Here is a 17,976-nt window from a genome sequence, read left to right on the forward strand (position 1 = left end):
AGGTACAAACCGCTTCTATGGTGCCGACGCGGTAGAGATGTTGGACGCGACTGGGCGTGTCGGGAGTGCTGAACATGCCGGACACGACTGAGCGAGCTCGATGTGCTAGACGTAATAGACATAGTAGATGCTTGAACCACCAGACCCGCCGCCTTGTACTCCTGGACAGGCGAGGCCGGTCCTAGGCAAAAGCGGTGATCGTATCGACCGTAGTGCGGTCCGTCGCCTGCACCAGCTTGACGATCAGCTCCTTGGCCGCGTCGTAATCGTCCGTATGAATCATCGTGGCCGCCGTATGGATATAACGCGCGGCGACGCCGACTACGGCGGCGGGGACCCCGGTGCCGCTCAGATGGATTTTGCCCGCATCGGTCGCTCCGGGCGAGATGTAGTACTGGTAAGGAATCCGGTTCGTCTCGGCCGTATCGATAATAAACTCGACGAGCGTCCGGTTCGTGACGATCGCGCTGTCCAGAATGCGTACGGCCGCTCCGCGTCCAAGCTGTCCAAACGCCAGCTTATCCCCGCTGACGTCGCTGGCCGGTCCGGCCTCCAGCACGTAGCTGATATCCGGCTTGATGAGATTCACCGCGGTTTGGGCTCCCCGCATGCCCACTTCTTCCTGCACGGTAGCACCCGTATACAGCACGTTCGGATGCCGCTTGCCTAGCAGCTCCCGGGCCAGCTCGATGGCCAGTCCTACGCCGAAACGGTTGTCCCACGCTTTGGCGAGCAGCTTCTTCCCGTCGCCGAGCGGGGTGAACGGGCAAATCGGGACGATCGGCAGTCCCGGCCGAATGCCCATCGCGAGCACTTGTTCCCGGTTATCCGCGCCGACGTCGATAAACATCGCCGGGAAATCGACCGGCCGGCTCCGGTCGGCTTCGCTGAGAAAGTGGCGGGGGATCGACCCGACTACGCCCGTAACCGGCCCATTTTTCGCACAAATATGTACGCGCTGCGCCAGAACGACCTGATTCCACCAGCCTCCGAGCGGCTGAAAACGGATCATGCCGTTATCCTGGATCGCCGTTACGATAAAGCCGACCTCGTCCATATGGCCGCTCACCATAACGACCGGTCCGTCCGGATCGCCGCGCATAACGCCGAATAAACTGCCCAGTCCGTCGGTCACAATTTCGTTCGTGATCGGTTCCAGCTGAGAACGAAGAAACCGGCGCACCTCGTCTTCGAAGCCGGGAGCACCCGGCAGCTCGGTTAACGTTTTAAACAGTTCCAATGTATCCCGTTCCATTGAATCCCACCTGCTTCTTTTCGTATGGTCATGCTAAGGCGGCCGGCTATTGGCTGTTGCCGATTCGTACGACCGGCATCGTATCCGCCGCCCATCATCTCGTCTGCGCATCCTGTCTACCCCCAACCATAAACGTTGCCGATGCCGGTGTCAACACCAGCCAAACACCGGAGCGAAGCGATGTTTTCCGCAGCGACGGGTGAGATTGCATCCGAATCGGTGTATAATGATTCCGTTGTCTTTTTTCATTATGATACGGAAGAAGGTAAGAGTTCTTTGTCCAAAGATTCGCTTATTAAAGGTACGATTATTTTGGCGGTCGCGGCATTGGTCGCCCGGGTGCTTGGAGCCGTGCAGCGCATTCCGCTCGTTTATTTGCTGGACGATGCCGGGATGGCGACGTATTCGATCGCCTTCAACATTTACATGATGCTGCTTGTCGTTGCGACGGCCGGCATCCCGAGCGCGCTCAGCAAGCTGGTATCCGAGCGGACCGCGCTGGGGCAATACGAAGAGGCCGGGCGCATATACCGCGCCGCTATCTTATTCGCGCTCGTAGCGGGCGCCGTGATGACCGTGCTGCTGTTCGCCGCCGCTCCTTATTATGCGCAGCATATGGCCAAAGACCCCGACGCCTCGCTGGCGATCCGCGCGCTGGCGCCGGCGCTGCTGCTGTTTCCGCTGATTGCGATTATGCGCGGGTACTTCCAGGGACGGCAGCGGATGGCGCCGAACGGATTATCGCAAATCGTCGAGCAGATCGTCCGTCTTGCTGCGGCGATCGGTCTTGCCTTCCTGATGCTGCAGATCGGCTGGGGCCACGTATGGGCCGTTGCCGGCGCTTCGTTCGGCGGCGTAGCCGGAAGCGTCGGAGCCGTACTGGTCATGCTGTATTATGCGATGAAGCTGAGAGGCGAAGACCGCAAGAGCGGGGAAGTGGGCAACCGCACCCCGTCGGCCGCTCCGCTCGGCTACGGCGACATTTATGCGCGAATATTCAAGCTGTCGGTGCCGATCGTGCTGTTCTCGCTGGCCGTTCCGCTCATTAACGCAATCGATTCGACGATCACGATCGGGCTGCTGCAGCCGGATCTGGCCTACGAAGCGGCGAAAGACGCGCTCGGCGTACTGGGCGGACGAGCCCAGTCTTTAGCGGGCATCCCGATCATTCTGGCGATCGCGCTCAGCCAGTCGACGGTCCCGGTCATCTCGGCGGCTTTCGCCAAAAAAGAGCAAACGACTGTGAACGCCCAGGCGTCCAAAGCGCTGTACATTTCCGTGCTGACCGGGCTTCCGCTCGTGCTGGCGATCTGTGCGGCGGCGCGTCCGATCAACATCTTCATGTTCGGCAACGATGAAGGAACCGGGATTATTATACTGCTGACCGCAAGCGCGATCTTCCAGATCGTCATGCAGACATCCGGCGCCGTGCTGATGGGCATCGGGCAGATGCGGCCGCTTATCGTCCATGTCGGGATCGGCATCGTCGTCAAGCTGGCGTGCAGCTACCTGCTCGCCCCGGTATTCGGCATATACGGAATCATCACGGCTACGGCGTTATGTTTCATCGTGATGACCCAGTTGAACCTCGTCGTATTGCGCAGACATGTCGATTATACGATTCTCGGACGGAAATGGTACGGTCTGCTGCTGACGACCCTGATCGTAGTGGCAGCGGGCTTCGGGCTGGAGCAACTGGTCCATGCGTATGTCCAGCCTTTCGGATACCGGATGAGCGCGATGGTAGGCGGAGCGATCGTAGGCGTCGTCGTTCTGGCGGCTTACGCGGTGCTGCTGGCGCTAACCAAGGTGGTAACCGCTGAGGATGCCGCCCGTTTCCCCGGACCGCTGCAAAAAGTATTGCGCAAATTCGTGAAAAACCCTAAACCGTCCAACGGATGATATTTGTAATAAAAATGAAATATGAAATTCATCTTCCCTTAATGATAAGCGCCTATAATAAAAGTCGACCCCCTTTTTGATATATAGATTTGGTAGACCCGCGGCCCGTTGCTTGCGGGTCTCTTTTTTTGTCTTGTTCCGTTCGCCGCGCTTATTCAAACAGCAGCTCCCCGGCCAGGACGGCCAGCTCCAGCTTGTTCAGGGAAAAGGTGTATTCGTTCGTGATCTCGAAGGATGCCGGAGGATGCGGCGATTCGAACCAGACGAAGGCGTCTTTGCAGGAGTCGTGCCAGTCGTAACGATCGACGGCCTGAAAAGGAACGTCTGGCCACACGTATTCCAGCTTCGGGCTGTAAAACGGTTCGGCACCCGTCTTCAATAGGCCTCCTTCCAGCTTGGCCGTGTAGACGGCGGCCGGCGCGTGTCTGCGGACCGGAGCGAACAGATGCGGCCAGTAGTCCGCCCGGGAGCCGCTGTGCGGTTTGCCGGCGGCGAAGTCGCGGGCGCCGCGGGTTATGCCGGGAACGGCGAAAAGAATCGCGTATAGCTTTTTGCCGAAAGCGATCCGTTCGCGAAGGTCCGTAAAGTCCTCGATTACAAGTCCCGCGAGCCGGTAGGCGGTATCCGGACAGAGGGCGGCGGGGTTCCCTTCGGCCAAGTAGGGGAACACGATCATGTTCATTTGCAGCAGCGATTGGGCTTGAAAGGCGGGCGTATCCAGAACGGTTCGGCGAAAATAGTCGTCCTGCACGACGCGGCCTTCGATATAGTGTTGTTCATTTACGATCAGGGCGACGGTAAGCAGAGCGGAATTGCGTTCGGCCCAGAACTGCTCCCATACCGGCCTCATAAAAGCCGAAACATCGAATTCGGGAAGCAAATGGAATAAAGGCTGTTTGCGTTGGACGGAAGCTTCATACAGCCGAAGCTGAGGATACGCATCCTGAAAAATCAACCCGTTGGCCCGCTCCAGCAGCGCAAAAATCGCTTCCGCCCTTTTGCCCGACAGCAGCCGTGGGAGCAGCCCGCCCTTCAGATCAGTCATCGTCCAGCCTCCGTTGCGGGAAACCATATGGGCCAAAAAAGCCCAGTGCAGCTCGGGAGTACGATTGAAAACGTTCCAGTACGCCGTCGTTCTCGTTAAGTTGTTGCGGTTGAAGCGCTCTGTCTCTTCGCGGATGGAGGCGACCAGCGACTGTTCATCCGGCGTTTGCGCCTGCGGGGCGGAGAAGGCGGTCTGCCCGTGCAGCACAGACTTGCGCAATCTGCGGATCTCGTCCCGGGCGATGGGCAGCGCGGACGCTTCTTCGGCCAGCTTCTCCGATTGAAGCCAGCCCGATAGCTTGCCGCTCCAGTAAGCGGCCAATCCCCCGGGAATGGACTTGATGCGGCGGAGAAACTCCTCCAGCCGGGACGGAGTGCCGGTACGGTTCATTCGCGATCCTCCTCCAAGTGGGTTCGTATACGTTCAGTATATGGACCGGAATGATCTCCCATTCGGACGGAACGCGCAGATTCCGTCATCCATAGCTGGCGGCGGTTCAATCCGATCCTCCGGTCTGCAGATGAAGTGCGGAGTGTTATTGACAAATGAAACGTAACGTAATAATATATTTTTACGTAAACAATTTGTATTGTGTGGTGAGTAATTTTGGATGCAATCGAGCTTGCAGAAACATATACGGTGGTAAACCCCGAGCAGGCGGTCGTTCTGCTGAACCCGCTCCGGGGACAGATCGTCAGCCATATGCGAACCCCTGTCTCCGCAGCCGAGGTCGGCCGGGCGATGGGAGAGACGCCGCAGCGGATCAATTACCATTTGAAAGCGCTCGAGAAGGTCGGGCTTGTACGCAAGACGGGAACCCGGCAAGTCCGCAACCTGGTCGAGGTGCTGTATCAGGCGATCGCCAAAACCTTCGTACTGTCGGATGCGCTTGGACTTGAACCCTCAGCGGCCAGACGGATGAAAGAGGACGCTTCGTTATCCCATCTGATCGGGACGTCCGACAAGCTGAAGCGGGACGCCGTCAAGCTGATGGAGAAGACGGAAGCGGGAGAGACGGTGCACAGCGCTTCGCTGTCGGCGACGGTCCGTCTGGCTGGCGAGGAAGCGAGACAATCGTTCGTACAAGAATATCTGGAAGCGGTTCGGCGGCTGACGGAGAAGTATGGTGCTGCGGTGCCTGAGGGAAGCTCATCTGCAGCTGCGGATGCTCCCGCTCTAGAAGAGACGTATCAGGTGCTTGTAGCTGTATACCCGACTATTGGCGAGGGAGAGGATTAAATGGACTGGAAGCAAGCTGGCGAACGGAATGCCGCGATCAGCACAGCGCGGGGCAGCCGGAAGAGATCGCCCCGGAAGTCGGAGCGCGGTGTACGCGGGGAGCAGTCGTCTGTTACGGAAATACGTTTGCTTGTTACAACCGGATCTTCAGGGCGTGCTTCGGAGTCTGCCGTTAGCCTGCCCCCGAGAGGAGCCAAAGCAGAGCCGGCGCTCGAGCCGACAGTCGTGACGACGGCTTTGCCGGGGCAAGCGGGGGAAGCGAAGCCAGCGGGGACCGTAACGTACGTAGGCGCCGGATTTTGGACGAGAACGGTCAAGCCGGACGGCGGTACGGTACGTATGGCGGCATAAGGCGGCAGTCGGCAGTTGAAATGCCAGGCTGGGGTTTGCAGCGAAACGAAATTCAAGGTCAATAACGGAGGTGTTCACATGTCTTTATATTTGCCGATGGTCATCGAACAGAGCAGCCGGGGGGAACGATCCTACGATATTTATTCGCGCTTGCTCAAGGATCGCATCGTATTTATAGGCACGGAGTTTAACGATCAGATGGCCAATGCGATTGTGGCGCAGCTGTTGTTCCTGGCGGCGGACGATCCGGAGAAGGATATCAGCCTGTACATCAATTCGCCGGGCGGGTCGACGACGGCTTGTATGGCGATTTACGATACGATGCTGTACATCAAGCCGGATGTCGCTACGATTTGCGTCGGGATGGCCGCTTCGGCGGGCTCGATTATTTTGGTCGGCGGGGCCAAAGGGAAAAGGGCGGCGCTGCCTAACGCCGAGGTGATGATCCATCAGCCGTGGGGAGGCACGCAAGGCCAGACGACGGATATTAAAATCCGCACGGACTGGATGCTGCGCACGCGCGCGCTCACGAACGGCATCCTGGCGGAGAGAACCGGGCAGTCGATCGAGACGATCGAACGGGATACGGACCGCGACAAGTTTTTTACCGCGGAGGAAGCGCTCGCTTACGGGCTGATCGATAAAATCGTCAGGTAATGCCCGTGATGAGGCTGGACACGACCAGACTCCGATTCGGATTCGGCATGTACAAACTAACAAGCGCAGCCCGAAGGCTGCGCTTGTTAGTTTGTGTCTGAAGAAGGCGGCGATTCCGGCGGCGGATAACGGCCTCCCGGCAGTCGTCCGGCTTTGCTGGCGGCATCGCGCAGCAAATACTCAAGATGCGAGTTTACGCTGCGGAATTCGTCAGCGGCCCACCGCTCCAATATTTCGTACAGCTTCGGGTCGATGCGGAGGGGAAAGCTTTTTTTGGCAGACATGACGCACCGTCAGTAGAGCGAGCCGGAGTTGACAACCGGCTGGGCGCCGCGGTCGGATACGATCGCCACCATCAGATTGTTAACCATAGCCGCTTTCCGTTCTTCGTCGAGCGCCAACCCGTTGCGCTCCAATTGGGCAATCGCCATCTGTACCATTCCGACCGCGCCTTCCACGATTTTCTCGCGGGCCGAGATGATCGCCGCCGCCTGCTGGCGCTGCAGCATCGCGCTGGCAATCTCGGTCGAATACGCCAGATGGGTCAGGCGAGCCTCGATTACTTCGACTCCCGCTACCGACAACCGGCTTTGCAGCTCCTTGGCGAGCTCGGCCGCCACTTCCTCCGTATTACCGCGCAGCGAATACCCGCCTCCGTCCAGATTGTCATAAGGATATTTGCTGGCTACATGGCGCAGGGCGGTCTCGCTCTGAATCTCCACGAACTGCTCGTAATTGTCGACATCGAACATCGCTTTGGCCGTATCGATTACCCGGAAGACGACGACGGCGGCGATCTCGATCGGATTGCCGTCGATATCGTTCACTTTCAGCTTGGCGCTGTTGAAGTTGCGAACCCGCAGCGACAACTTTTTCCGGCTGCTGAACGGAACGACGATCCATATGCCGTCCTTGCGCACCGTCCCCAAATATTTGCCGAAGAATGTAACTACATTCGACTGATTAGGCTGAATGACCGTGATGGAGGTCATCAACAGGAAGGCGGCTACGGCCAACAGCACTCCGAGCACAAATCGCTCCTGTACGAAAGAGTAGATGGTTAGTGCGACCAGCAACGCAATGAACAAAAGTCCGAAGTATCCGTTAACGTGCCATGTTTTTCTCTCTGTCATGTGCATCTCTCCTTGGAAGTGATGTTCTTTTGATATTTTTATGATATCACTTTTTCAATAAAATGTAAAACGTTATTTTCTTCCGCCAGCCTGCCCAGGGTGGAAGTAATCGCCCTTTCCGAACGGTTCCGCCGCTCTGTAACGATGCCGCACGTCTCCGGAACTCCGGAGCTTCCAGTACCGGAACAGCATATAGACGGCTGCCGCCGCAAGCACTGTAATCAGCAAAAGAACGATATATCCGTTAATCTGCCATTTGTTTCCCTCGTTCATACTCTTCACTCCTCGATTATGATCTTATTTTGATATTTGTATGATATCATATTTAACATTAATTGTAAAATAATGATTTCACGCATTTTCAACCAGAAGGAAGGAGCAGCCGGATAACGGGCGGATGTACGGGCGCCTTCCGGCGGACCGGTATACAGCCCGGTGCCGGTGGTCACGTGCAGACACATTGACATTGCCGACTCATCGTGCTATAACAAGCTGTAAAACCGACCCCATAACCGGTCGGACCGGAGGTGCACGACATGGAACCGATCAGAACGGAGCAGGCGTTTTACGATGCGATCGCTCAAGAGAAACCGACCGTTGCGGTTTTTAAAACGACCTGGTGCAAGGATTGCCATTATATCGATCCGTTTATGCCCGATGTAGAGAAGGCGTACGCAGACAAGCTGACGTTTGTTCAGATTGACCGCGACGAGCTTCCGGATCTGTGCGAGACATACAATATTCTCGGCATTCCGAGCTTTATCGGCTTTAGCCGAAGCGAAGAGCTCGGCCGCTTCGTAAGCAAGCTCCGCAAAACGCGCGAGGAAATCGAGCAGTTTCTCGACCAAGTCGTAGAAGCGGCTCAAGCCGCTGCGAAGTAACCGGAGCGTGAGGCTGTTCGATTGAGGCCCGGGAGCGAAGTCGGGATGTTTTCCGCTTCCGCTTCCGCGATTCCGATCAGTTCTGCCCGCCCGCCGAAGAACATACGAAATATACACGGAAAGCCTTTCCCGGAGGGGAAGGCTTTTGCTGTTTTTCCGGACGTATCGGGACACCGGCCGCCCGGATGCTCGATGCAGATATGGCTAAACGGCGAAAATCGGCCGAGCAGGGAGGATGTTCACATTTCCGAAATGGATTTGCGGAGTTAGAATCGCTATAATTGGACTTGACGCAATTTTCGACTTTCTCGGAACGCGATTGAACATAAAGTAGGTGTGCATCCATGGGTAAACATTTGAGATGGCTGTCGATGGGTTCCGCCATTGGGATGGGGCTCGTTCTGTTTATGGGAGCTCTCGTTACGAAGACGGAGTCGGGAGAAGGCTGCGGAACCGATTGGCCTCTGTGCAATGGCAAGTTCGTTCCGGCTTATACGATCGAGTCGATGATCGAGTACAGCCACCGGTTCGTCAGTGCGGCGGTAGGGTTGCTCGTGCTGGGCGCGGCGATAGCGACCTTCATGAAGCTCCGGCACAGCCGGGAAGCGCAGCTGTTCGCTTACAGCACTTTGTTTTTTACGATCCTGCAAGCGATTCTCGGAGCGCTGGCGGTCGTATTTCCGCAGTCGGATGCGGTGATGGCGCTACACTTCGGATTTTCGCTCGTCGCCTTTTCCGCTTCGCTGCTTCTGGTGATCGGCATCCGGACCGGCGCTTACGTTCCGTCAGGGAGCAGGGGAGCGTCAGGCAAGGGGCAGACCGGGAGCGAAGACGTGCATGCCCCCGTTATGACGCGCAACATGATCAAGCTGATCTGGGCTACGACGATTTACAGCTACGTAGTCGTGTACATCGGAGCTTTCGTCCGGCATACGGAATCGGTCGGCGGCTGTCTCGGCTGGCCGCTGTGCAACGGTCAAGTCGTACCCTCGCTCGAAGGGGCGACCGGCATCGCCTTTGCCCACCGGGTAGCGGCCGTGCTGCTGCTGATCCTCATCGCATATATCACGTATAAGTCGGGCAGCCAAGGCAACGCTTCGAAGCTGCTGCGCTCTTCTGCGCGCTGGGCGCTGCTGCTGACCGTGCTGCAAATTTTCAGCGGCGCATCGGTCGTCTGGACGCTCGCAAGCGACTGGTATTTGCTGACGGCGTTAATTCACGTCGTGCTCGTATCGGGTTTGTTCGGCGTGTTATGCTATATGAGTGTGCTGGCTTGGCGATCTTACAAGAAAGGGTAAGCTTCGCAGGAGCCGGACGTATAAGCGAACGGTATAGGGTCAACACTAAAACGCTGGCCGCCGGCGATCCCGGCGGGTGACTGCTGCCCGCATCAAAAGGGAGTTTCCGCAGCTCCGGCACGTTTTCATACTTTACTCGAGGCGGTGACTCTTATTGTTCCGAGCTTGGTTTGAAGAGCCCAAGCGTACCGATTCCGGGTCTCTTCTTGAAGCCGTCCGCGCCATTACCCGATACCGCAAGCTGCTTACGGAGCTGATTGACGAGCAGACTCCGCAGTGCGGCAAATATACGCGTTACGAGCTGTGGGCCCGTGGACTCACGAACGCCCTGGACGAGCTGGAGCAGAGCGTATACTGCGCTTCCAAGTTTCGCGCAGAGGTGACGCACGATCAGGAAGAGAATATGTCGCCGGAGGAACGAGCCGATTACCGGCGCCACGTTTATTTCTACAAGAACGGATTTATCCGCCTGTTCTCGATTCTCGACAAGCTCGGCTATTTCCTGAACGATCTGCTGCGGCTCAAATCCGAACGCGTCAAGCATAAGTTCTCGTACTTCACCGTTCTTCGCCAGATGAAACACCGCAATGCGGAACCCGGCCTGGAAGGGCTGCTATATGACATTAAAGAGCAGTACAAGGAGCCGCTCGCCCGGCTTCGCCAAAAACGCAACATGGAGATCCATCTGGTCAATACCGAGATGCTCGACGATTTGCTTCATGTCGATTTGTGCCGGGCGGACCGGACCTACATAGAAGATCTGGATGCCAACCTGAACGATCTGGAGCAGGGGTTGGAGATGGTATGCCGGACATTATCGACCGTTTTCACCTATGTGCATCATCGCAAAAAAACGTAAACGCGGTTGAACGATGAAGAAAAGGAGGAAGCTCCCATGCTTCACGGAAAAATCGCGCTCGTTACGGGAAGCGCGAAGGGACTCGGCAAACGGACGGCGCTCGCCCTTGCCGATCTCGGCTGCGATGTGGCGGTCAGCTATATGAACAGCGAACGCGAGGCGTTCGAGCTGGTCGCACGGCTGGAGGCCAAAGGGGTACGGGCTATGGCGGTGCGCGCGGACGTAGCGGTACGTGAAGACAATACCCGGATGACGGAAGCGGTTGCGGAAACGTTAGGACCGATCGATATTCTGGTCAACAATGCAGGTCCGTTCGTGCGGGAGCGGCGTACGTTCGATGCTTATTCCCTCGACGAGATTGACTATATGATGCGCGGCAATCTGCTTGGCGTTATGGAGCTCGATCATTGCGTGCTTCCGCATATGAGGCGTAACCGGTGGGGACGCATTATCCATTTCGGCTTCGGTCTGGCGGCGGAAGCCCGGGGCTGGCCTCACCGGGCCGTGTATGCCGCGGCCAAGGTCGGGCTCGTTTCGTTTACGAAAACGCTTGCGGCCGAGCAGGCGGAATACGGCATTACCGTCAATATGGTATGTCCGGGAGATATTCGGGGGGCGAATAAGGAAAAAGGGATCGACGAGGTGATCCATCTGCACGATGAGGAGTTTCCCGGCATCCGGCAAGGAAGCGGCGAAGATGTAGCACGAGTCATCACTTTTTTGTGCATGCCGCAATCCGATTTTCTGACCGGCAACATTATGGAAGTTTCCGGAGGCTTCGACCCGATTCGCAGCCTGGCCGAGGTGAAGACAAGAGGGAGCAAAGATTCCCAAGGTTGAGACGCTGCCGTTCGGTTTAATACTAGATATGAAAAGACAATAAGCTCAGCTTAGCTGATGCTGATGAATCATTATACTTGATACTTTATAAAAGGAGGGAGTCGCAGTGCGGGATTGCAGGCCGATTGCGAGACCGCTCCTTTTGTGGTTTGCAGTTGTTCTTTTGTTGGTTGCCGGATGTTCCGGGACGGAGCGGCCCAGCGGGCCTGAAGCGCCGCCAGGCCGGCAGGCGGCAGGCGACGACCGGAGCCCGTCGCCCGATCCCGGCGTCACCGGACGAGGCGGGACCGAGGGGATGCCATCCGGGTCCACCGGCCCTCCCGAGCCGCCGCAACCGCCTCCCGTGGTTCAAGAGCCGCCTGTAACGACGAAGGTGACGCTGGCTGCGATCGGAGACGTACTTATTCACAGCTCGATCTACAAGGATGCGAAAAAGCAGGAAGGCTATGATTTTGTACCGATGTTCGAGCGGGTCCGCACGTATATCGATGAAGCCGATATCGCCATCGCCAATCAGGAGAGCATGATCGGGGGGGAAGCGCTGGGCTTGTCGGATTATCCCCGCTTCAACAGCCCTTACGAGGTTGGAGATGCGCTGAAGATGATCGGCTTCGACGTCGTCAGTCTCGCCAACAATCATTCGATGGACGGCGGAGAGAAGGCTATAGCGAACGCGCTGGCCCATTGGCGCAAGCTGGGGATGACGACCGTAGGCGTATACGGTTCGGAGGAAGACCGCGACACGATAAGAGTGGTCGACGTCAAGGGCATCAAGATCGCTTTCTTGTCTTACACGTACGGTACGAATGGCATTCCCGTCCCGGCCGGCAAGCCGTATCTGGTTAATCTGATTGATACGAACCGCGCGGCGGCGGATATTGAGGCGGCCCGCCGGGTGGCCGATGTCGTCGTCGTCAGCGCGCATTTCGGTCAAGAGTACAAGGATCTCCCGAACGACAGTCAGAAAAAGTTTGCCCGCGAAGCCGCAGAAGCGGGAGCCGACATCGTGATCGGCCACCACCCTCACGTGCTTCAACCGGCCGAGTGGATCGAAACCGGCACGGGCCGTAAAACATTTGTCGTTTATTCGCTCGGTAATTTTATCGCAGCCCAGGAAGGCGAGAACAAGCGAACCGGCGGCATTCTCCGGCTGGAGATCGAGAAAACGGCGACAGGCGGAACATCGCGAATCGAGGTTAAGCATCCGTCGTTTATCCCGACCTGGATCACGATGACCAACTGGCGGAAGTACAAGGTAGTGCCGGTATGGGAAGCCGGAGCGGACCAAATTCCCGACACCGTAGCACACGAAGAAACGATCCGTCGTCATATGAGCCGGTGGATGCCGGAGCTGAATTTCCCGGCCAAGTCTGAATAACGAACTTATCCCATCATTGATTTTTGTCTAATTAGTCTCTAAAAGTAAAGTTGGCCGGAAAACGACTTCCTGTTTTCCGGCCTTTTTTGTGTCGACTTTACCGTTATGGAAGCTGCCGAAGAGAGTTTCAGAATTAGGAATGGTCAAATGTTAGGGTAACATCAGGGATTGTTTTCTCAAATCGAGCGCATAATGCATAATTATTTTATCGAGCCATGAAGGATTATGATAGGGTCAGAAAGTTGTCGAGGAGGGATTGGAATGGGTTCAAGAATGATGCACTATTGCATAGCGGCCTTATTGGCAGACGAACTTAGCATCAAAAACAGGAGCGAATTCATGCTTGGAGGAATTGCGCCTGGTATACATGGACTCATGGGTGTTCCTAAGGGGGTTACCCATTTTAAGGACACCTATGCCAGTGGGGAAAGCCACATCAACTACGTACGATTCTACAACACGTATAAAGATCCCATTCAAGAGCAGCCATTTTACTTGGGGTATTTGTGTCATTTGATTTCAGACGTGGTTTATTTGGACACCTATTTCAAAATCGTACCCAAATCCTTACCTGCCGGACAATTGAAAGAAAAGCTGCAACGATCATATCGTGACTTTGAAAGATGCAATGGAAGAATTGTAAGACAATATTCTCTGACACTTCATGAGCACATCTTGTCTTCAATCAACATTCATGGTTATAACGCAGATTTTTTACCTGCCTTACTTGAGGAGTTGCGAAAAGATTTTCAAATCGATGAGGTTCTTATGCACGAGCCTTTGGAGCTTTTTAAAGATGACAATAGTCAAATTAATGATTATATAAACAAGTCTGTCATCCAGAGCCTGGAGTTCCTGTCCAGAGTAGGAATAAGCTTTTGAACAAAAGAAGGATTAAACTGAAACGGGGCCTCCGGAAGTCAGCTTTCACTGACTTTCCGGACAGCCCCGTTATCACCGTTTCCATACTCATATGCGCCGGGCAGCGGCCGCAATCAAGCGGAAGTCGTATCCGACTTTTTCTTGGCCCGGTTCCAAGGAGTACCGAGGTATGTCAGCGCCCAGCGGTCCAAGCCGTACCAGCCGGCTACCTTCCATCCGAGCACCAGCCAGGTGGCGAGAACGAACAGCAGCGGGTTCGTGCTGACGGTTCCGGCGAACAGGAAGCTTACGTTCATGAGGCCGCCGAAAAATGCGGCGATCCCTGTCAACAACCCGACGATCAGGCCAAGACCGACGAGCACTTCGCCGTAAGCGACCATGTACGAGAATACTTTGGCGTTCGGGAGAACGGTGTTCTCCAGGAACGACGCGTACCAGCCCGTGACGTCCTTGCCGCCTTCGGCTTTGGCCAAAGCGCCTTTGACGAACCCTTGAATCGAAGCGCCCGCTTTGTCGCCGGTCCAAGTGTCGCTGGTCACCTTGCCCCAGCCGGCCTTAATCCAGTTGTAGCCCAGATAAACGCGAATTACGAGCCAGATGAGTGCCGAACGTGTGCTGGAGAATAAAAAATGCGATACGGGGTTTTCGGGAATCACAATTTGACTCCCTTGTCGAATGTCAGACATGCAAGTCCTCCTCTGGAACTATTTTCTTTGATCTCCAGTATAGTATCGATGCTGGGGAAGCACAAGATCAAATTTGTTAAGGGTTTATGACTTTTGGTGGAGGGTCTAATTACTTATAATTCCGTGCGTTTAGTCGGGATTTGAGGAGGAAGCTAGTACCTATGCATCGATCAAGATTCGGCTCCCGGTGTTGCGCTGACGGGCAGTTATTTCACAAAAGCTCTTGTTTTTATGCTAGAGACAATGGTAACATTTGGTGGGAACGTGTGTTTGTTTTTTGTGTTTTCCAACGGATAGGGGGAATAGGCGTGGTAGAAATCATTGAAAAAGAGCAATTTTCGGTTATTGGAAAATTAGGAAAGAAGTTTGCTAATGAAGCTCCCCATTGGATACCCTCATTATGGAAAAAAGCAAATACTAACTTCATTGAGATAAGTAACCTCGCCATCCATCATCATGTGCAAGCTCCCGTTTGTTTCGTTAAGGAGCCGATGTGTTCATGATCCAGTTGACGAACCGTCAGGCACGGCAATTTCTTCTATTGAAGCACGGGCTGTTGGACGAATATCAATTTACCGGAAAGCAGGGAGTATCGGATTTTGTGCGACAGGTCGGCTGTATTCAATACGATCCCATCGATGTTTGCGGAAAAAGCGCCGAACTGGTGTTGCAGTCGCGAATCAAAGGATTTACCAAGAACATGCTCGCCGAGTTGCTGTATCAAGATAGAAGCCTTGTCGATTATCCCGACAAGAATTTGGCCATTATCCCTGTCGAGGACTGGCCGTATTTTGAGCGGTACAGGCAGGCCGCTAGGCAACATGCCAAGCGCTATCCCGAAATGGATGCGTTGATAGAGCAAGTACGGGCTCACATCCAAAATCACGGTGCGCTAAGTTCGGATGATCTAAAATTGGATGGAAATTTCGCTTGGCAATCGGCCATCCACTGGAGCAGCGGAAACAATTCATCCCGGTCGGTGCTGGAGCAGATGTACTCGACAGGCGAGTTGATTATCCATCACAAAAAAGGAACGCGTAAATATTATGATATAGCCGGGAAGTACATACAGCCAAATCTGCTGAATGCGCCGGAGCCGCTGGAGGACGAGCTTGAGCATCATAAGTGGCGGGTACTGCGTCGAATCGGCGCTGTTGGCCTTTTATGGAATCGCGCATCCGATGCCTGGCTGAACATATGGGGATTGAAAGCGGAGCAGCGCAACGAGGTTTTCCGCAAGCTGTTGCACGAGGCTCGCATTGTTGCTGTTGCCGTGGAACAAATGAAGGATATACTGTATTGCCGCGCGGAGGATTTGCCGCTTATTGAAGCCGTCCTGCAAAATCCGGCGCCGAAATGGCGCTGCGAGTTGATTGCCCCGCTAGATCATTTCATATGGGACAGAAAACTGATCAACGAATTGTTTGGATTCGATTACACCTGGGAGATTTACACGCCTGCAAACAAACGGAAATATGGCTATTATGTGTTGCCTCTACTATACGGAGAAAGCCTCATCGGACGAGCCGAGGTAATCGCGGAGCGAAAAGCCGGGACGCTTATTGTTAAAAACATCTGGTACGAGAACGACATAAAGCCAACAAAGCAACTGCGAGCAGCCTTGAACAATTGTTTTCAAAATTTTGCATTATTCAACGGATGCGAGACGATTTCGACAGAGTCTATGAACTGATAGTTCCAGCTCCCCGGTAACATTGGACCGCGTACTTAAACAGGTAAGCCGACGCGTCCCGTAGCGCCGTTGTATGTGTACATGAGTTTCTAGTGGGGGGCACGCGGCGGGCTAAACTAACGGGCAGGATTCTCACTATGGCCATCAAGGAAATACCTTCAATAAAGATTCAAAAGCACCGATAACAGGGGGAGAGCCTTTTGATTATGTAGCTTGTCTTTATAAGTAATTGTTGAACTACTGCTGATCAGCGGGACCCACATTAACCCGGACCGAGCAGATTCCTATTAAATCGAGGGATACATAAATGAGTGGTTATGCAGGAATCGAATTAATCGACTCTACTGAAAGATTAAAACACCATGAACTCACGAAAGCACTTTGGCAGAAACTGCGTGAGATGGATATAAAAACAGGGGATAAGGGGCGAATTAAAGGAGTATTAATCTCAAACTCATACGAACAAGCAAAGACATTAAAGGAAAATTTCCTAGGTGATGATTTTGACGCAACTATTTATAACCAAGATGATTCAACACAAATAATTCAAATTACAACTCCATTATGCAAACTGAGTATTGAAGCCTTATTAGAAATAACGGATCTATTGCTGATATCTGTAGTTAATACAGATATAAAGTTCGATGGACTTGAATTAGATGTTAATGAAGTAAAGAAATTAAATGCCCCTTGGTGGAAATTTTGGTGAGCGTATTGCATACATCATGAGGTTGTCGGAAATCAATCGGCAGCCTCGTTCAGCTAACGTGCAGATTTCTTCAATTTTTATGTTAAAATATGGTTATCAAAAATGAGGTGAGAATATTGTATGCTATCGAGTTCTTTTTTGAAGAAAACTTTGAACAATATGTTAAGGGCATTTGGAAGGGACTGCACGAAGAGAGAATAACATCAAATATGTATGAAATTACCGAGATTAGACCTCATAATATGTTCCAATACTCGAATTCCTCAATGAAAAAGGAGAAGTGGTTTACAGTCTCCCTCCTAAACAACAGGATTAAATCTACCCCCCTGGCAGGGTTAGGTTACTTTTTTTAAAAGTCTAAGTGTTAGATTAATTGCTCTAACGGAGACAAGACCACAATAAAGCTGACACGGGCTCGATCGCAGCATGGCTCTGCTAAGGGCAGTTTTCAAATAGCGTAGCGAAGGAAACGTTATGATGATAAGAAATGTAGTTATTCAAGAAATAGATCATGTTTTGAAAATCCTTAACGAGACAACAGTCCACTTAATTTCCAAAGGGATAAGTCAGTGGTCTTTTCCATGGGAACCTGAAATGATCATTAATGAAATATCAAGCAACCATTGCTTTATCGTGAAAGTGGGAGAAGTAATTTGTGGTGTGTTTTTTATAAGAGACATTGATTGTTTAAACGGAGTATCGATTGACCCTTGTAGTAAGTATTTATCTAAAATTGCTATTTCACCCGAATTTCAAGGTATGGGATATGGATCGAAGATTTTAGCCTTTGCTTGCACCTTTGCACAAGATCAGAATAGCACTCTCTATTTGGATTGTTGGGCAGGAAACGATAAACTGAAAGCATTTTATGTCAATAACGGAATGGAATACTTGGGGGATTATCCTGAAGAGAGCTATTTCATAAGCGTTTTTCGAAAAAGGTAAAAATAATCGAATCTAAAACTACAACCTTCGTTGCACTAACGGAGTACGATAGTTAAAAATAGACACAACGGCAGCCGGCCAGAAGATCGGCTGCCGTTTTCAGTGCGCCACGCATGGCGACTAACTAGGCGGTGAAAGTCCGCTGTGGGGGCATGTAGTGGCCAACCACTAGCCAAGAGCAAGGGTGTCCATCGTGAGATGGAATCTGAAGGAAGCTGGAGGC

The 17,976-nt window shown here is 53.5% G+C and carries 20 protein-coding genes; 14 read left to right on the forward strand and 6 right to left on the reverse strand.

Annotated features, from left to right (window positions below):
* Positions 1–181: 181 nt before the first annotated feature.
* Complete coding sequence (locus AC3Y2E_RS23325) at positions 182–1,255, reverse strand: M42 family metallopeptidase (RefSeq protein WP_379214637.1); 1,074 nt, start codon at positions 1,253–1,255, stop codon at positions 182–184.
* Positions 1,256–1,531: 276 nt separating this feature from the next.
* On the opposite strand from AC3Y2E_RS23325, the gene AC3Y2E_RS23330 reads away from it, so the two are divergent.
* On the forward strand, positions 1,532–3,157 hold the full coding sequence (locus tag AC3Y2E_RS23330) for a putative polysaccharide biosynthesis protein (RefSeq protein ID WP_379214639.1): 1,626 nt from the start codon (positions 1,532–1,534) through the stop codon (positions 3,155–3,157).
* 151 nt (positions 3,158–3,308) lie between these two features.
* Here the strand turns inward: AC3Y2E_RS23330 and AC3Y2E_RS23335 are convergent, their stop codons facing one another.
* Positions 3,309–4,592, reverse strand: coding sequence for a DUF2515 family protein (locus AC3Y2E_RS23335; protein WP_379214641.1), 1,284 nt, complete (start codon positions 4,590–4,592; stop codon positions 3,309–3,311).
* A gap of 216 nt (positions 4,593–4,808) precedes the next feature.
* On the opposite strand from AC3Y2E_RS23335, the gene AC3Y2E_RS23340 reads away from it, so the two are divergent.
* The 3 genes from AC3Y2E_RS23340 (at position 4,809) to AC3Y2E_RS23350 (ending at position 6,449) form a co-directional block, all read left to right on the forward strand.
* Positions 4,809–5,441 carry a winged helix-turn-helix domain-containing protein gene (locus AC3Y2E_RS23340; RefSeq protein ID WP_379214643.1) on the forward strand — a complete coding sequence of 211 codons (633 nt, stop codon included), beginning with the start codon at positions 4,809–4,811 and terminating at the stop codon, positions 5,439–5,441.
* Positions 5,442–5,792, forward strand: a complete 351-nt coding sequence (locus tag AC3Y2E_RS23345; protein ID WP_379214646.1) for a hypothetical protein — start codon at positions 5,442–5,444, stop codon at positions 5,790–5,792.
* A gap of 78 nt (positions 5,793–5,870) precedes the next feature.
* Positions 5,871–6,449, forward strand: a complete 579-nt coding sequence (locus AC3Y2E_RS23350; RefSeq protein WP_379214648.1) for an ATP-dependent Clp protease proteolytic subunit — start codon at positions 5,871–5,873, stop codon at positions 6,447–6,449.
* Positions 6,450–6,535: 86 nt separating this feature from the next.
* Here AC3Y2E_RS23350 and AC3Y2E_RS23355 read toward each other — a convergent pair whose 3' ends face one another.
* The 3 genes from AC3Y2E_RS23355 to AC3Y2E_RS23365 all read right to left on the reverse strand — a co-directional run bounded on the left by AC3Y2E_RS23355 (position 6,536) and on the right by AC3Y2E_RS23365 (position 7,855).
* Positions 6,536–6,733, reverse strand: coding sequence for a type II toxin-antitoxin system antitoxin (locus AC3Y2E_RS23355; RefSeq protein ID WP_190932479.1), 198 nt, complete (start codon positions 6,731–6,733; stop codon positions 6,536–6,538).
* Between the two features lie 9 nt (positions 6,734–6,742).
* Positions 6,743–7,582 carry an SPFH domain-containing protein gene (locus tag AC3Y2E_RS23360; RefSeq protein ID WP_379214650.1) on the reverse strand — a complete coding sequence of 280 codons (840 nt, stop codon included), beginning with the start codon at positions 7,580–7,582 and terminating at the stop codon, positions 6,743–6,745.
* Positions 7,583–7,654: 72 nt separating this feature from the next.
* Positions 7,655–7,855, reverse strand: coding sequence for a hypothetical protein (locus tag AC3Y2E_RS23365; protein ID WP_379214652.1), 201 nt, complete (start codon positions 7,853–7,855; stop codon positions 7,655–7,657).
* A gap of 263 nt (positions 7,856–8,118) precedes the next feature.
* Between AC3Y2E_RS23365 and AC3Y2E_RS23370 the strand changes: the two genes are divergently transcribed.
* From AC3Y2E_RS23370 to AC3Y2E_RS23395, 6 genes are all read left to right on the forward strand, one after another.
* Complete coding sequence (locus AC3Y2E_RS23370; RefSeq protein ID WP_190932481.1) at positions 8,119–8,463, forward strand: thioredoxin family protein; 345 nt, start codon at positions 8,119–8,121, stop codon at positions 8,461–8,463.
* 344 nt (positions 8,464–8,807) lie between these two features.
* Positions 8,808–9,761 (forward strand): COX15/CtaA family protein, encoded by a 954-nt coding sequence (locus tag AC3Y2E_RS23375; RefSeq protein WP_379214654.1) that lies wholly within the window; start codon positions 8,808–8,810, stop codon positions 9,759–9,761.
* 154 nt (positions 9,762–9,915) lie between these two features.
* Entirely contained in the window at positions 9,916–10,620 is a 705-nt protein-coding gene (locus AC3Y2E_RS23380; protein WP_379214657.1) for a Cthe_2314 family HEPN domain-containing protein, read from the forward strand.
* Positions 10,621–10,656: 36 nt separating this feature from the next.
* Positions 10,657–11,460, forward strand: coding sequence for an SDR family oxidoreductase (locus AC3Y2E_RS23385; protein ID WP_379214659.1), 804 nt, complete (start codon positions 10,657–10,659; stop codon positions 11,458–11,460).
* Between the two features lie 106 nt (positions 11,461–11,566).
* Positions 11,567–12,838, forward strand: a complete 1,272-nt coding sequence (locus tag AC3Y2E_RS23390; RefSeq protein WP_379214661.1) for a CapA family protein — start codon at positions 11,567–11,569, stop codon at positions 12,836–12,838.
* Positions 12,839–13,099: 261 nt separating this feature from the next.
* Positions 13,100–13,720 (forward strand): zinc dependent phospholipase C family protein, encoded by a 621-nt coding sequence (locus tag AC3Y2E_RS23395; RefSeq protein ID WP_379214663.1) that lies wholly within the window; start codon positions 13,100–13,102, stop codon positions 13,718–13,720.
* 113 nt (positions 13,721–13,833) lie between these two features.
* Here the strand turns inward: AC3Y2E_RS23395 and AC3Y2E_RS23400 are convergent, their stop codons facing one another.
* Positions 13,834–14,406 carry a DoxX family protein gene (locus tag AC3Y2E_RS23400; RefSeq protein WP_190932485.1) on the reverse strand — a complete coding sequence of 191 codons (573 nt, stop codon included), beginning with the start codon at positions 14,404–14,406 and terminating at the stop codon, positions 13,834–13,836.
* Positions 14,407–14,714: 308 nt separating this feature from the next.
* Here AC3Y2E_RS23400 and AC3Y2E_RS23405 point away from each other — a divergent pair, with 308 nt between their 5' ends.
* From AC3Y2E_RS23405 to AC3Y2E_RS23420, 4 genes are all read left to right on the forward strand, one after another.
* The gene (locus tag AC3Y2E_RS23405) at positions 14,715–14,909 is read left to right on the forward strand and encodes a hypothetical protein (RefSeq protein WP_190932486.1); all 195 of its coding nucleotides are present in this window, start codon (positions 14,715–14,717) and stop codon (positions 14,907–14,909) included.
* The gene (locus tag AC3Y2E_RS23410) at positions 14,906–16,099 is read left to right on the forward strand and encodes a winged helix-turn-helix domain-containing protein (RefSeq protein WP_379214666.1); all 1,194 of its coding nucleotides are present in this window, start codon (positions 14,906–14,908) and stop codon (positions 16,097–16,099) included. The genes AC3Y2E_RS23405 and AC3Y2E_RS23410 overlap by 4 nt, the downstream gene beginning before the upstream one ends.
* Positions 16,100–16,406: 307 nt before the next feature.
* Positions 16,407–16,808: a hypothetical protein gene (locus tag AC3Y2E_RS23415; RefSeq protein WP_379214668.1), complete on the forward strand. Its 402-nt coding sequence runs from the start codon at positions 16,407–16,409 to the stop codon at positions 16,806–16,808.
* A gap of 474 nt (positions 16,809–17,282) precedes the next feature.
* Entirely contained in the window at positions 17,283–17,753 is a 471-nt protein-coding gene (locus AC3Y2E_RS23420) for a GNAT family N-acetyltransferase (protein WP_379214670.1), read from the forward strand.
* Positions 17,754–17,976: the final 223 nt, after the last annotated feature.

It is taken from the genome of Paenibacillus sp. MAH-35 (assembly GCF_058135425.1).

What these genes read in the sequence shown, in the direction of transcription:
- AC3Y2E_RS23325 (WP_379214637.1), bottom strand. Translation starts at nt 1,255, where the DNA reads ATGGAACGGGATACATTGGAACTGTTTAAAACGTTAACCGAGCTGCCG.
- AC3Y2E_RS23335 (WP_379214641.1), bottom strand. Translation starts at nt 4,592, where the DNA reads ATGAACCGTACCGGCACTCCGTCCCGGCTGGAGGAGTTTCTCCGCCGC.
- AC3Y2E_RS23345 (WP_379214646.1), top strand. Translation starts at nt 5,442, where the DNA reads ATGGACTGGAAGCAAGCTGGCGAACGGAATGCCGCGATCAGCACAGCG.
- AC3Y2E_RS23350 (WP_379214648.1), top strand. Translation starts at nt 5,871, where the DNA reads ATGTCTTTATATTTGCCGATGGTCATCGAACAGAGCAGCCGGGGGGAA.
- AC3Y2E_RS23355 (WP_190932479.1), bottom strand. Translation starts at nt 6,733, where the DNA reads ATGTCTGCCAAAAAAAGCTTTCCCCTCCGCATCGACCCGAAGCTGTAC.
- AC3Y2E_RS23360 (WP_379214650.1), bottom strand. Translation starts at nt 7,582, where the DNA reads ATGACAGAGAGAAAAACATGGCACGTTAACGGATACTTCGGACTTTTG.
- AC3Y2E_RS23365 (WP_379214652.1), bottom strand. Translation starts at nt 7,855, where the DNA reads ATGAACGAGGGAAACAAATGGCAGATTAACGGATATATCGTTCTTTTG.
- AC3Y2E_RS23370 (WP_190932481.1), top strand. Translation starts at nt 8,119, where the DNA reads ATGGAACCGATCAGAACGGAGCAGGCGTTTTACGATGCGATCGCTCAA.
- AC3Y2E_RS23375 (WP_379214654.1), top strand. Translation starts at nt 8,808, where the DNA reads ATGGGTAAACATTTGAGATGGCTGTCGATGGGTTCCGCCATTGGGATG.
- AC3Y2E_RS23385 (WP_379214659.1), top strand. Translation starts at nt 10,657, where the DNA reads ATGCTTCACGGAAAAATCGCGCTCGTTACGGGAAGCGCGAAGGGACTC.
- AC3Y2E_RS23395 (WP_379214663.1), top strand. Translation starts at nt 13,100, where the DNA reads ATGGGTTCAAGAATGATGCACTATTGCATAGCGGCCTTATTGGCAGAC.
- AC3Y2E_RS23400 (WP_190932485.1), bottom strand. Translation starts at nt 14,406, where the DNA reads ATGTCTGACATTCGACAAGGGAGTCAAATTGTGATTCCCGAAAACCCC.
- AC3Y2E_RS23410 (WP_379214666.1), top strand. Translation starts at nt 14,906, where the DNA reads ATGATCCAGTTGACGAACCGTCAGGCACGGCAATTTCTTCTATTGAAG.
- AC3Y2E_RS23415 (WP_379214668.1), top strand. Translation starts at nt 16,407, where the DNA reads ATGAGTGGTTATGCAGGAATCGAATTAATCGACTCTACTGAAAGATTA.
- AC3Y2E_RS23420 (WP_379214670.1), top strand. Translation starts at nt 17,283, where the DNA reads ATGATGATAAGAAATGTAGTTATTCAAGAAATAGATCATGTTTTGAAA.